This is a genomic window from Geothrix sp., from assembly GCF_020622065.1.
GTDB lineage: Bacteria > Acidobacteriota > Holophagae > Holophagales > Holophagaceae > Geothrix.
In genome coordinates this window covers 507,627-520,093 of the sequence record NZ_JAHRYQ010000001.1, presented here as the reverse complement: position 1 = coordinate 520,093, position 12,467 = coordinate 507,627, and the positions used below count along the sequence as shown (strand labels likewise).

Annotated in this window: 18 protein-coding genes; 15 read left to right on the top strand and 3 right to left on the bottom strand. The window is 68.6% G+C overall.

Annotated features, from left to right (window positions below; translation table 11 throughout):
- Nucleotides 1–5 precede the first annotated feature (5 nt).
- The 3 genes from QZ647_RS02515 to QZ647_RS02505 all read right to left on the bottom strand — a co-directional run bounded on the left by QZ647_RS02515 (nucleotide 6) and on the right by QZ647_RS02505 (nucleotide 2,899).
- The gene (locus QZ647_RS02515; protein WP_291270665.1) at nucleotides 6–539 is read right to left on the bottom strand and encodes a hypothetical protein; all 534 of its coding nucleotides are present in this window, start codon (nucleotides 537–539) and stop codon (nucleotides 6–8) included.
- A gap of 118 nt (nucleotides 540–657) precedes the next feature.
- Nucleotides 658–1,500, bottom strand: coding sequence for a hypothetical protein (locus QZ647_RS02510; protein WP_291270664.1), 843 nt, complete (start codon nucleotides 1,498–1,500; stop codon nucleotides 658–660).
- 130 nt (nucleotides 1,501–1,630) lie between these two features.
- Nucleotides 1,631–2,899 (bottom strand): MFS transporter, encoded by a 1,269-nt coding sequence (locus QZ647_RS02505; RefSeq protein ID WP_291270663.1) that lies wholly within the window; start codon nucleotides 2,897–2,899, stop codon nucleotides 1,631–1,633.
- 167 nt (nucleotides 2,900–3,066) lie between these two features.
- Between QZ647_RS02505 and QZ647_RS02500 the strand changes: the two genes are divergently transcribed.
- The 15 genes from QZ647_RS02500 (at nucleotide 3,067) to QZ647_RS02430 (ending at nucleotide 12,457) form a co-directional block, all read left to right on the top strand.
- Nucleotides 3,067–3,357, top strand: coding sequence for a DUF2164 domain-containing protein (locus QZ647_RS02500; RefSeq protein WP_291270662.1), 291 nt, complete (start codon nucleotides 3,067–3,069; stop codon nucleotides 3,355–3,357).
- 8 nt (nucleotides 3,358–3,365) lie between these two features.
- Nucleotides 3,366–3,731 (top strand): 5-carboxymethyl-2-hydroxymuconate Delta-isomerase, encoded by a 366-nt coding sequence (locus QZ647_RS02495; protein WP_291270661.1) that lies wholly within the window; start codon nucleotides 3,366–3,368, stop codon nucleotides 3,729–3,731.
- An 8-nt stretch (nucleotides 3,732–3,739) separates the two neighbouring features.
- On the top strand, nucleotides 3,740–3,946 hold the full coding sequence (locus QZ647_RS02490; RefSeq protein WP_286353912.1) for a hypothetical protein: 207 nt from the start codon (nucleotides 3,740–3,742) through the stop codon (nucleotides 3,944–3,946).
- Nucleotides 3,947–3,967: 21 nt separating this feature from the next.
- Nucleotides 3,968–4,714 carry a DUF6544 family protein gene (locus QZ647_RS02485; RefSeq protein ID WP_291270660.1) on the top strand — a complete coding sequence of 249 codons (747 nt, stop codon included), beginning with the start codon at nucleotides 3,968–3,970 and terminating at the stop codon, nucleotides 4,712–4,714.
- A gap of 39 nt (nucleotides 4,715–4,753) precedes the next feature.
- Nucleotides 4,754–5,146, top strand: coding sequence for a Rid family detoxifying hydrolase (locus QZ647_RS02480; protein WP_291270659.1), 393 nt, complete (start codon nucleotides 4,754–4,756; stop codon nucleotides 5,144–5,146).
- Nucleotides 5,147–5,195: 49 nt separating this feature from the next.
- A complete protein-coding gene (locus QZ647_RS02475) occupies nucleotides 5,196–6,728 on the top strand; it encodes a M14 family metallopeptidase (RefSeq protein WP_291270658.1) in 1,533 nt (510 codons plus the stop codon).
- 240 nt (nucleotides 6,729–6,968) lie between these two features.
- Nucleotides 6,969–7,400 carry a DoxX family protein gene (locus QZ647_RS02470; protein ID WP_291270657.1) on the top strand — a complete coding sequence of 144 codons (432 nt, stop codon included), beginning with the start codon at nucleotides 6,969–6,971 and terminating at the stop codon, nucleotides 7,398–7,400.
- Nucleotides 7,401–7,442: 42 nt separating this feature from the next.
- A complete protein-coding gene (locus QZ647_RS02465; protein WP_291270656.1) occupies nucleotides 7,443–7,781 on the top strand; it encodes a YciI family protein in 339 nt (112 codons plus the stop codon).
- Between the two features lie 63 nt (nucleotides 7,782–7,844).
- Nucleotides 7,845–8,270, top strand: coding sequence for a YciI family protein (locus tag QZ647_RS02460; RefSeq protein WP_291270655.1), 426 nt, complete (start codon nucleotides 7,845–7,847; stop codon nucleotides 8,268–8,270).
- Nucleotides 8,271–8,310: 40 nt separating this feature from the next.
- A complete protein-coding gene (locus QZ647_RS02455) occupies nucleotides 8,311–8,730 on the top strand; it encodes a VOC family protein (protein ID WP_291270654.1) in 420 nt (139 codons plus the stop codon).
- 106 nt (nucleotides 8,731–8,836) lie between these two features.
- Complete coding sequence (locus tag QZ647_RS02450) at nucleotides 8,837–9,427, top strand: dihydrofolate reductase family protein (protein ID WP_291270653.1); 591 nt, start codon at nucleotides 8,837–8,839, stop codon at nucleotides 9,425–9,427.
- Between the two features lie 14 nt (nucleotides 9,428–9,441).
- Nucleotides 9,442–9,915 carry a VOC family protein gene (locus QZ647_RS02445; RefSeq protein WP_291270652.1) on the top strand — a complete coding sequence of 158 codons (474 nt, stop codon included), beginning with the start codon at nucleotides 9,442–9,444 and terminating at the stop codon, nucleotides 9,913–9,915.
- 160 nt (nucleotides 9,916–10,075) lie between these two features.
- A complete protein-coding gene (locus tag QZ647_RS02440; protein ID WP_366526149.1) occupies nucleotides 10,076–11,308 on the top strand; it encodes an RNA polymerase sigma factor in 1,233 nt (410 codons plus the stop codon).
- A 30-nt stretch (nucleotides 11,309–11,338) separates the two neighbouring features.
- Nucleotides 11,339–11,695 carry a YciI family protein gene (locus QZ647_RS02435; protein WP_291270650.1) on the top strand — a complete coding sequence of 119 codons (357 nt, stop codon included), beginning with the start codon at nucleotides 11,339–11,341 and terminating at the stop codon, nucleotides 11,693–11,695.
- Nucleotides 11,696–11,815: 120 nt separating this feature from the next.
- Entirely contained in the window at nucleotides 11,816–12,457 is a 642-nt protein-coding gene (locus QZ647_RS02430) for a sensor domain-containing protein (RefSeq protein WP_291270649.1), read from the top strand.
- Nucleotides 12,458–12,467 lie beyond the last annotated feature (10 nt).

The following is a 12,467-nucleotide window of genomic DNA, read 5'->3' as shown; positions in this document are numbered from 1 at the left end:
TGGCTTCAGCCCTTCTTGTCGCCGGGCTCGGCCTTCAGTTCCTCGGCCTTGGGAGCCTCGGGCTTCGGGGCCTCGGCCGGTTTCGCCTTGGCCACCTCGGCGGGCTTCGTCTTGGGCGCCTCGGCGGCCTTGGGCTTGGCGGCCTCGGCGGGCTTGGTAGCGGCCTGGTAGGCCTTCCAGGATTCCTCGGCCTTGCGGTGGAGTTCCTCGGCCCGCTTCTTGTGGGCGTCGGCGCGCTTCTGGAGCCCTTCCGCCTGCCGCTTCGCCGCGTCGGCCTTCTTCAGGGCCTCGGCTTCGGCCCGCTTGTACGCCGCCTGCCGGGTCTTCTCCTGGGTCGCCCGCAGCTTCTGCTGGCGCGCCTCCCGGGCCAGCCGGTCGGCCTGGACCTGGCGCTTCTCCAGTTCCTGGTCCCGGCGGGCGGGTGGCGCCACCTTGACCTTCTCGGCGGCCTTGGCCGGGGCGGCGGGTTTCGGTTCCTGGGCGGACAAGGAGAGGGGCAGGCAGAGGGGCAGGAGCAGCAGGCTGGTGAGGCGCTTCATGGGAACTCCGGGGGTGAGAACCCCCATTCTGATCCCTTCGCGCCGGAAGCCTGAAGGTAAAGCTGCGGAGGGCGGTCCTCCCGCCCTCCGCAGCCGTGTCGCCTAAGGACCGGGCGGGCTACTTCGCGCCCTCCTTTGGCGGCTTGACCGTCCAGAAGCCGGGATCGCTGGCGACGACGCCGGGGCCGGGGTAGCTCAGCTTGGGGTTGAAGGCGAAGAGCTGGTTCTCCACGGCATTCACCGTCTCGGCGAAGACCTTCTGCATGCCCTTGCGGCCCTCTTCGCCCAAGGCTCCCTGGAAGGCCTTCTCCGCGTCTGCCATGCCGTCCAGCTCGGCCAGGGACTTCAGGGGCCGCAGCACGATGAAGGTGGGCGAGCCGGTGCCGGCGGCCACCTCGTAGAAGGCGAAGGAGGCCGCGTAGTGGCTCTTCTCGTAGGCGGCCAGGGCCGTCTTGACGCCCTCCTCGAACGCTCCGCCCTGGCCCTGCTTGATCCGGAAGGTCCGCACCCGCATGTAGCGCATCTTGCCGATCTCCACGGGCGGACCGTAGCTCAGGTCCTTGCGGTAGGTGCCCAGGAAGGTGCGCGTGCCGGTGAGGTGGTCGCCGTCCTGCTGGGAGATCTTCTCGATCTCGTGCTTCAGCGCTGGGTTCTTGTCGAACTCGTTCTGCTTGGCCTCCCAGTCCGCGAAGCTGGCGTAGCCCATGATGAACCAGGCCTCGCTGGCCCCGGTGAGGGCGTTCATGCCCAGGTAGTGATCCGCGGACTTGCCCTTGGTGAGCGTCCGCGTCCAGGCGGATTCCGTGACCGAGTGGGCGGCCCCATGGCCGGGCTTGACCTCCTCGCGGACGAAGAGCATCAGGGGGGGCGGCGGCATGGGGCCGCTCTGGGCGAGCAGGGCCGGCGCCACGAGGAAGGCCAGCCGGAAGCAGAGGGAAGAGGAGAAGAGGGACTGCTGCATGGAAGCCCACCTCCAGAGGGCGGTCCCGAGCGTGGTCCCCATTCATTGTTTGTGTCTAGTATTTTTTATGTTGTAACATGATAATTTAATCGTTTTAATCCAATATTAAACCTTGTGGTGCATTACCTGTTCAGGCCCCTTCCGATTTGCCGACTTCCGACGCCTGGAAGCTGCGGTACAGCAGCAGGTCGTACAGGAGCTTGAGGCCCCCCGCGATGAGGAAGGGCGCCCCGGCCAGGGCCGGGATGGCCAGGAGGGGCGTGGCCAGCACCGGGGAGATGGCGGCGCCGGTGGTGCGGGCGATGCCGGTGACACCGGCGGCGGCGGACCGCTCGTCCGGGGCCACCACCGCCATGGTGTAGGCCTGGCGCGTGGGCACATCCATCTGGGAGATGCTGAAGCGCAGCAGCAGCACGGCGATGGCCAGCGGCAGGTTCGGCATCAGCGGCACCAGGATCAGCAGCACATTCGAGGGGACATGGGTGAAGACCATGGTGCGGACGAGGCCGATCTTGCGGGCCAGCCGCACGGCGTAGAGGGCGGAGAGGCCCGCCAGGATGTTGGCCGCGAAGAAGATGGAGCCCAGCGTTCCCGGCGCCACGCCGAACTTCACATGGAACCAGTAGGCCACGATGCTCTGGATGACGAAGCCGCCGGCGAAGGCGTCCAGCGAGAACAGCGCTGACAGCCGCAGCACCACCCCCCTGGAAGCATGCAGGCCCATGCGGTTGGTGGGGGCGCCGATGGCGGCAGGCGGCGCCTCCACCGCCCCGGACATCTTGGCGAAGAGCAGGGCGAGGATCAGCCCCACGGCGGCGTAGGCGAACACCAGCACGCGGTAGCTGGCCACGGGCGCCAGGCCCGCGGCCTGGAGGGCCTGGGCGGCCCAGCCCCCGGCCAGCGCGCCGGTGGCGGTGGCGAAGGAGCCGGCCAGGTTGTACCAGGCGAAGACGCCGGTGCGGCGGTCCTCGGGCAGCAGCTGGGAGAGGGCCGCCTGCTCGATGGCCAGGAAGGGCCCCACCTCGTTGCCCGAGGGGCTGATGACGCCGAAGGTGGCCGCCAGCACCAGCACCGTGAAGTCCCCGCTGAGGGCGAAAGGCACCCCCGCCACCACCATGAGCGCCGCGCCCAGGACGAGCATCTTCTTGCGGCCGATGCGGTCGGCATGGAGCGTGATCCAGAGCGAGATGAGCGTGTCGCCCACCAGGGTCAGCGTCAGCAGCAGGCCGATGCGCCCCTCGCCGAAACCCAGGCCCGCCAGGTAGAGCACCAGCACCACCGACAGGAACCCGTACGAGAACATCCGCGCCGCCCGGCTGAGGAAGAGCAGCCGGCCGTCGGGGCCGAGGGTCTGGCCGAGCGTCTGGCCGGGCGCCTGACTGGGTTGGGGGGGCGGCATGGTGTCTCCCGGGCAGCGGCCACCGGCCGGTCCACCGACAAGATAGAGCCATCGCGGAGGCCCCGGGCATCCAAGTGGCCCTGTCCATCCAAGTGGCCTCTGTCCATCGTTTCCTCCCCCCGTCAACCGCAGCCACACTGGAACCCGAGGCGATCCGCGAGGCCCCCATGGACATCAAGCTCTCCCCCGACACCGAAAAGCGCCTGCACGGCGCCATCCAGCGCTTCGTGGCCGAGGAATACGGTGAGAGCGTGGGCGATCTGGGGGCGGGGACCTTCCTCTCGTTCTGCCTGAAGGAGCTCGGCCCGGCCATCTACAACCAGGCCATCGCCGACGCCCAGGCCTGCCTGCAGGAGCGGGTCACGGACCTGGAGAACATCTGCTTCGCGGAGGAGACCAGCTACTGGGACCAGGGCGGCCGCAAGGGCGTCGCGCGGAAACCCGGCCTCCGGCGCTAGACTGGCCCGTGCCCCACTGCCTCCTCGAACACTCCGCCAACCTCCTGGACGCGCCCGACTGGACGGGCCTGTTGCGGGAGGTCAACCGAACCCTGGCGGACACGGGCCTGTTCACGGCGGCCGACATCAAGAGCCGCGTGATCCGGCACGAGACCTTCGTCATCGGCGACGGGGCGCCGGACCAGGCCTTCGTCACCCTGAACCTGCAGATCCTCGGCGGTCGCCCGGACGAGGTGAAGGCCGGGCTCAGCGAGGCCCTGCTGGCGGTGCTGAAGCCCGCCTTCCCCCTCACCGCCGGGAAGATGCGGCTCAGCCTCACGGTCCAGATTTCGGACCTCCACCGCCCCAGCTACCGCCGACAGACCAGCCCCTAGGAGCCCCCGTGGCCGATGCCATCACCCCCCGCCAACTCACCCTGCTCCAGGTGGTGGCCAAGCACCCGGATGTGCCGCGGGACCACCTGGTGAAGGCCGGGGCCACGGACGCCGACCTGGCCTACCTGGAGCGCCACGACCTCATCCGCGAGCGGGCCATCGGCCGCTATCGTGTCTCCCACATGGGCCTGGAAGTGCTGAAGCGGAGCCTCTGAGCCCGACCCAGGAGGCAGTGCGTGACCCGGCCCCTGTCCCTCGACGATCTCTGGCGCTCGGTCGCACCGGGCACCGAGGCCTATGATCCCTCCGCGCGGCGGGCCCTGCCCTCCGGGGTGCAGCGCTTCCTGAACCATGCGGTGGCCCCGGGCGCACGGCTGCCCGAGGCCGTGCGCCTCTCCATGACGGGCACGATCCGCCTGAAGGGCTGGCATCCCTTCGAGGCCGAACAGGTCATCGTGCGGGGCCGGGGCATGATCTGGGCCGCGAAGGTGCGGATGAAGGGCCTGACCATCCGCGGCTCGGACCGCCTGCTGGAGGGTCGGGGGTCCATGCGCTGGGCCCTCTTCGACCTGATCCCCCTCCTCAGGGCCGAGGGCCCGGACATCACCCGCTCGGCCCGGGGCCGCCTGCGGGCGGAGTCCATCTGGCTGCCCTCCCTGCTGGCGGATCCTGCCGTGACCTGGACGCAGGAGGGCGAGAACCGCCTCCGCGCCGAGGTGCCGGTGGACGGCGAGCCGGGGGACCTGCACCTCCGCACCGACGAGGCGGGGCGCGTGTGCGAAGTGCGCCTGCCCCGCTGGGGGAACCCCGGCGGCGGGGACTTCCGCGAAGAGCCCTTCGGCGGCCTCATGGAGGCCGAAGCGACCTTCCAGGGCCTGACCATCCCCACCCGCCTCCGCGTGGGCTGGCATCCAGGCACGCCGCGCTTCGACGCGGAGGGCGAGTTCTTCCGCGCGGAACTCCGGCAGGTGGCGTTCCGCTAGCCTGAAGCACGCCCCCCGAAGGCCCGAGCAGGAGATCCCATGGCCCCCACCCCGACCCGCATCCCCGTCGCCGCACCCGGTTCACCGGCGCCCATCGGGCCCTACTCCCGTGCCGTGTGGGCGGGCGACCTGCTCTACCTCTCGGGGCAGACGCCCATCGATCCGGCCACGGGCCGCCTGGTGCCGGGCGACATCGGGGCCCAGACGCACCGGGCCTTCGACAACCTCGAAGCCGTGCTGGGCGATGCCGGGCTGACCATGGACCAGGTCATCAAGGTCAATGTCTACCTCACGACCATGGCCCACTTCCAGGCCATGAACGCCGCCTACGAATCCAGGTTCCGGGCGCCCTACCCCGCCCGCACCACCGTCGCCGTGGCCGAGCTTCCCCTGGGCGCCGCGGTGGAGATCGAGCTCGTGGCGAAACGCTAGCAGCCGGACCCCTCCGGCGAGAGAATGCCCAACCTCTTCCGGAGTCTCCATGTCCCTGCTCACCCGCGCCGAAGCCACCCGCTACGAGGAGACCAGCCGCCATGCGGATGTGATGGCCTTCATCGCCGGGTTGGAGGCCAAGGGCGACAAGCGCCTGCATGTCACCTCCTTCGGCGTGAGCCCTGAGGGCCGGGAGCTGCCCCTGCTGGTGCTGTCGGCCCACGGCGTGACGACTCCCGGGGAGGCCCGCAGCCTGGGCCGACCGGTGGTCCTGGTCATCAGCGGCATCCACGCTGGCGAGGTGGAAGGCAAGGAGGGCTGCCTGATGCTGGTGCGCGACCTCCTGGACGGCAAGCCCGGCCTGGACGCGGGCCAGATCCTCGCCGACCTCACCCTGGTGGTGGTGCCCCTCTTCAACCCCGACGGCAACGACGCCATCGACCCCGGCAACCGCAAGCTGCACCTGCCCAAGCTCACGGGCCAGCTCGGGCCCGACAGCGGCGTGGGCACCCGCGTGAACGCCGCCAAGATCAACCTGAACCGCGACTACCTGCGGCAGGAGGGCGTCGAGATGCGCCTGCTGCAGACCCGCGTCTGCCAGCCCTGGGCGCCGGACCTCACCATCGACAACCACGCCACCAACGGCTCGGTGCACCGCTTCTCCATGACCTACGACATCCCCCACACGGTGGAGAGCGGCCGGGGCGAACCCATCGAGTACATGCGCAACCGCCTGCTGCCGCCCGTCACCGCCGCGCTCAAGGCGAACCACGGACTGGACGCGGGCTGGTACGGCAACTTCGTGGAGGACGAGCGGGCCCTGGATGCGGACCGCGACGCCGAGCCCGGCGCGCCCGTGCGCGAAGGCTGGATGACCTACCCGCACCACCCCCGCTTCGGCAGCAACTACCGGGGCCTCACCAGCCGCATGGACCTGCTGCTGGAGTGCTACTCGTACATCCCGTTCTCGGAGCGGGTGCGGACGGCCTACGCCTTCATGCTGGAGACGCTCAAGCATGTGGCCGCGCATCGGGACGATGTCCTGCAGACCGTGACGGAGAGCCAGACGCCCCGGGAGCGCATCGCCGTGCGCTACGGCCTGGAGCGCTTCGATCGGCCCGTGGAGATCCTCACGCGCACGCCCCGCACCCTGGAGGGCGCGCCCTCCACCGTGACGATCCCCCACCTTGGCCGCTTCGTGGGCACCACCGTGGTGGACCGCCCGGCGGCCTATCTGGTGCCCCCCTCCGTGGCGGCCCACCTGCGCCAGCATGGCCTCTCCCTCCAGGAGGCCCTGGGCGCCTTCGAGGTGGAGGTGCCCCTGGTCGAGGCCCTGGGCTCGGAAGAGGGCCGCGCCATCCTGGAGGCCGCCGCCGTGGGCGAACTGTCCGTCTCCTGGCGGCGGGGCCCCCGGAAGGCACCCGCGGGGTGGTCGCTGGTGCCGACGGATCAACCCCTGGGCGCCGTCGCCGCCTACCTCTGCGAGGCCGAGAGCGACGACGGGGCCGTGGAGAACGGCCTGCTGCCCGTGCCCGCCCTGGGTGAGGAGCTGGCCCTCTGGCGCGTGCCGAACCTGGGCTGACCGCCGCCGGTCTCCGTTTCGGGAGGGTGGATGAGTGCCTCCGGCTTCTTCGGGGGCGGGCAGCTTATGAACTTATTTGCAGCAAATAAAATACTTAATAATTAATCATAAAAAAAGATTCAAAGCCTGTCGATTCCGCCACCTCCCATTCGACGCATGAGTAGAATCCGGGGCCTGCCGCCATCCCGTGCGGAAGCCACCCCGCGGTTCCCATCCGAAGCGCGTCCCACGGAGGCCCCCTTGCCCACCCACACCCCACCCGTCCCGACCCCTGTCCCCGCCCCGGCCCCCGCCCCAACCCGATGGCTCTGGGCGGGCCGCATCCTCAGTGCCCTGCCGATCCTGTTCCTGGCCTTCGACGGTGTCGCCAAAGCGATGCGGGTGCCGCCGGTCCTCGACGCCTTCGCCAAGCTCGGCTACTCGGAGAATGTCGCGGGCCCCCTCGGAATCACCCTGCTCGTCTGCGTCGCGCTCTACGCGGTTCCCAGGACCTCCATGCTCGGAGCCATCCTGCTCACGGGCTACCTGGGCGGCGCGATCGCCACCCATGTGCGGGTCGGCGATCCCCTGTTCTCGCACATCCTCTTCCCCACCTATGTGGCCGCGCTGGTCTGGGGAGGCCTGTACCTGCGCGAGGCACGGTTGGGTGCGCTCCTCCCGCTCCGGAAGTAGCTCCGTCCCCGGAATCCCGCCCACGAACTCAGGAGACCCACCATGCGATTTCTCTGCCTCTACAAGCCCAGCCGACCGGAAGGTACGCCACCCAGCGACCAGGACATGGCGGGGATGGACGCACTGATCGAGGACATGCGGACTTCCGGTGTCCTGCTCGCCACCGAAGGCTGCCTGCCGAGTGCCCTCGGCGTGCGCGTCCGCCTCTCAAACGGGAAGTTCGCTGTGATCGACGGCCCCTTCACAGAGTCCAAGGAGCTGGTGGGGGGCTATGCGCTGATCCAGGTGGCTTCCAAGGAAGAGGCGATCGAGCACACCAAGCGCTTCCTCCGAACAGCGGGCGACGGGGAGAGCGAGATCCGCCAAGTCTGGGAGCCCTGATCCCAGTCCATGTTCCAGACGATCCACTTTTCCAACCTCAACCCTTACCAAGGAGGCGTGATCATGCGCGTCATGGTCCTGATCAAGGCAACCCACGACACGGAGGCCGGCGTTCTCCCCGACGAGAAACTCCTGACCGACATGGGCCGCTACAACGATGAACTGGTGAAGGCCGGCGTGATGCTCGCGGGGGAGGGGCTCCACCCCAGCTCGAAGGGCGTGCGGGTGCGGTTCTCCGGCGCGACGCGGACCGTGATCGACGGGCCCTTCACCGAAACGAAGGAGCTGATCGCCGGCTTCTGGCTCTGGCAGGTCCGGTCGATGGCGGAGGCCGTCGAATGGATCAAGCGCTGCCCCAATCCCACGGGCGAGGCAGCCGAGATCGAGCTCCGCCAGGTCTACGAAGCTGAGGATTTCGGACCTCAGTTCACCCCCGAATTGCGGGAGCAGGAGGAAAGCCTGCGTGCCCAGATCGCCCAGAAGGCCTAGACGCAACGGCCCCATCACCCACCGACAAGGAGAGCATTCGATGCCCAAAATGATTTTCGTGAACCTGCCCGTCACCGATCTCAAGAAATCGATGGCGTTCTACACATCCCTTGGCTTTACCAACAATCCCACCTTCTCGGACGAGACTGCGGCCTGCATGGTGTGGAGCGAGGCCATCTATGTGATGCTCTTGACCCATGCCAAGTGGCACACCTTCACGACACGGGCCATTCCGCCATCAACCTCCAGTGAGGTGATGCTCACCCTCTCCTGCGAGAGCCGGGAGGCGGTGGATGCGATGAACACCGCGGCGGCCGCTAATGGCGGGGTGTCTGACATCAACCCCATTCAGGACCTTGGTTTCATGTACGGCCGCGATTTCACCGATCCGGACGGGCACACCTGGGGGCCGATGTGGATGGATCCGTCCGCGGTCCCGCCTGGCAAACAGCCCGGTTGAAACGAGGCTGGCGCCTCGGCAGCCGTGAGGTGCCGGGGCGCGCCCATCCCTGGGCCAGGCCCTCACGGTGTTTTGGAAACGCCCGCCCCAGGTCCTGGAGGCTCCGATGCGAAAGCTCAAAATCATCGAACACATGTCGCTGGACGGCGTGATCCAGCATTCCGCCGATGGCGACGGTTTCCCCTACAGCGACTGGACTGCGCCTTATCGGACGCCTGCTGGCCGGGATGCCATGCTGGCGGCGTATGGCGGGCGTTTCGATCTGCTGCTTGGCCGCCGCACCTACGATATCTGGTCGGGCTTCTGGCCAAAGGCGCCGAGCAGTCCGATGGCCGACGCCCTCAACGCGGCGACGAAACATATCGCGACCCATCATCCGGAAAGCCTTGAGTGGGGACCGTTCGAGGGCCTTGGACCGGACATCTTGGACGACATCCGCCGCATCAAGTCGCAAGACGGCCCGGACCTCATCCTCTCGGGCAGCTCCACCCTGACTTCCCCGCTCCTCGAACACGGGCTTGCGGATGAAGTCCTGCTGGCCGTCTATCCAGTCCTGTTGGGCACGGGGAAGCGCTTCTTTGCAGAGGGAATCCCACCCCTTTCGTTCGAGCTTGTCAGCACGAAGGCCCTTCCCTCCGGCATCACCTTCAATTCGTACAAGGCCTCTGGGCCTTTGAAGCGGCCTTTGAAGCATTGACAGGAGACTTCCAAATGAGCAAGAACACGATCTGTCTGTGGTACGAGCGTGACGCAGAAGAAGCGGCACGCTTCTACACCGGGATCTTCCCGCAGAGCCATCTCGGAGCCATCCACAAGGCCCCTTCGGACTATCCGGATGGCAAAACGGGCGACACCTTGGTCGTGGAGTTCATTGTCGCGGGAATACCGTGCATTGGCTTGAATGGCGGGCCTCAATTCAAACCCAGCGAGGCCTTTTCGTTCCAGATCGCGACGGAGGACCAAGAGGAGACGGACCGGTATTGGAACGCGATTGTCGGAAACGATGGCCAGGAAAGCCAATGTGGCTGGTGCAAGGACAAGTGGGGCGTCAGCTGGCAGATCACGCCGCGCATTCTGACCGAGGCGATGGCGAGGGGCGGCCAGGTCGCGAAGCGTGCCTTCAAGGCCATGATGCCCATGAAGAAAATCGACATCGCTTCAATTGAAGAGGCCATACGAGGTTGATATCCACCTTCCGGCCAGCTGCGCCGAGGCGTGCCGAGCAAAACCTCCTCGCTCAACAAGGCCGAGGCCGTCGCGGGAGGTTGCGGCCCGCGGGCGAAGCTGGTCTGATTCCCATGTGACGACATCCGACGCCCATCGAGCCATCGACGCCGTCTGGCGGATGGAATCCGCCCGGCTCATCGCGGGGCTCCTGCGGATGGTGCGCGACCTCGATCTGGCGGAGGAACTCGCCCAGGATGCCCTCGTCGCCGCCCTCGAGCAGTGGCCCGGAACGGGAGTCCCCGACAACCCCGGGGCCTGGCTCATGGCCACGGCCAAGCACCGGGCCATCGACCGGCTGCGGCGAATCAAGCTGATGGAGCTGAAGCACGAGGCCCTGGGACGGGAACTCGAGGCCCAGCAGGAGACGGCCATGGAGGCCTTCCACGCCGGACTGGATGATCCCATCGGGGACGACCTGTTGCGGCTCATGTTCATCGCCTGCCATCCGCGGCTCTCGCCCGAGGCCAGGACCGCGCTCACCCTGCGCCTGCTGGGGGGCCTGACGACCGAGGAGATCGCCCGCGCCTTCCTCGTACCGGAGCCCACCGTCGCGCAGCGCATCGTCCGGGCCAAGCGGACCCTGGCCGAGGCCCGGGTTCCCTTCGAAGGGCCCCACGGGGCCGAGCTCCGCGACCGCCTGGCCTCGGTGCTGGAAGTGATCTACCTCATCTTCAACGAAGGCTACTCGGCCACCGCCGGCGAGGACTGGATCCGGCCCGGGCTCTGCGAAGAGGCCCTGCGGCTCGGCCGCATCCTGGCCGGGCTGGTCCCGCAGGAGCCGGAGGCCCACGGCCTGGTCGCCCTCCTGGAGATCCAGGCCTCCCGGCTGCGCGCGCGCGTGGGGCCCGACGGCGAACCCATCCTCCTGCTCGACCAGGATCGCGGACGGTGGGACCAGCTCCTCATCCGGCGCGGCCTGGCCGCCCTCGAGCGGGCCCATGCGCAGGCCCTGGCGCTGGGCGAGCCCCCGGGCCCCTACGCGCTGCAGGCGACCATCGCCGGCTGCCACGCGCGCGCCCGTACGGCCGCCGACACCGACTGGGCCCGCATCGCCGCCCTCTACGAGACGCTCGCCCACCTCACCCCCTCGCCCATCGTGGAGCTGAACCGGGCCGTGGCACTGGGCATGGCCTCCGGTCCCGCGGCGGGTCTCGAGATCGTCGACGCGCTCACCTCTGAGCCGGCGCTCCAGAGCTATCACCTGCTCCCGAGCATCCGAGGCGACCTCCTCGCGAAGCTGGGGCGCGCCAGGGAGGCCCGGAGCGAGTTCCAGCGGGCGGCCGGTCTCGTGCGGAACGCCCGGGAGCGGAAGCTGCTCCTCGACCGGGCCGCCGCCTGCGGCGACGCCTGAGCCTCTCAACCCACCCGGAAGGAGATCCCCATGCCCTACATGCTGCTGATCCTGGAATCGCGGGCGCAGCGCCCGAGCCGGACCCCAGAGGAGGGGCATGCCGTCTATGACCGGATGGTTCGTTTCTCGGAGGATCTGCAGGCCCGCGGCCTGCTCCTGGCCACCAACTCGCTCCGATCCGACCGGGAGGGCGTGCGGGTGCAGGTGCGGGAGGGTCGATGCACCCTCCTGGATGGTCCCTTCTCCGAGTCCAAGGAAATGGTCGGGGGCTTCTTCTACCTGGATTGCCAAACCCGGGATGAGGCTGTCGCCATCGCGGCGACCTGCCCCGCCGCGGAATGGGCCACCGTCGAGGTCCGGGAAGTCGGCCCCTGCTACGACAATTGAGGCCTCGGCTCGGGCTCTTCCGCACTCAGCCGTTCCTTCGCCGATGCCCGCCTTCCGTTCGCCGGTTCCAGGCGCCCAAACCGGCGCCGGCTCGTACATTGGGGGTGTCCCGGAGGCCCCGTGTCCTTGTTGTCCCCCTCCCATCCCGGTTTCTTCGAGATCCTGAGTTCCCGCCGCGCCTACACCACCCTGCTCTACCTGCTGCTCTCCCTGGCCACGGGCATCCTCGCCTTCACCTACGCGGTGACGGGGCTCTCCCTCAGCCTGGGCCTGGCCATCCTGATCATCGGCCTTCCCGTGGCGCTGCTCTTCCTGTCCGGCACCCGCTTCCTGGCCGTGGCCGAGAGGCATTGGCTGAAGGCCCTGGTGGGTGGTGAGGAGGCCGAGGTCCCGCCCCTGCTGCCCGTCGGCGAGGGCTGGGCCGCACGGCTGGGGGTCCTGGTCCGCGACCGCCGCACCTGGACCAGCCTGCTCTACTTCGTGCTGCTCATGCCCCTGGGTGTCGTCTACTTCACGGTACTGGTCACCCTCCTCACCATGGGGCTGGCCCTCGTGGCGGTCCCGATCCTGAGCCTGCTCCATGCCACCGGCACCTCCAGCGTGGACCTCGGCGGCCCCGCCTGGCTGGCCGCCCATCCGACCCTGACGGCGGTCCTCTGCGGCCTGGCGGGCCTGACCCTCGTCCCCCTCACCCTGCACCTGGCCCTGCTGTTGGGCCGCTTCCAAACCTGGCTGGCCCGGCATCTGCTGGTCTGCGCCTGACCCCGGAGAT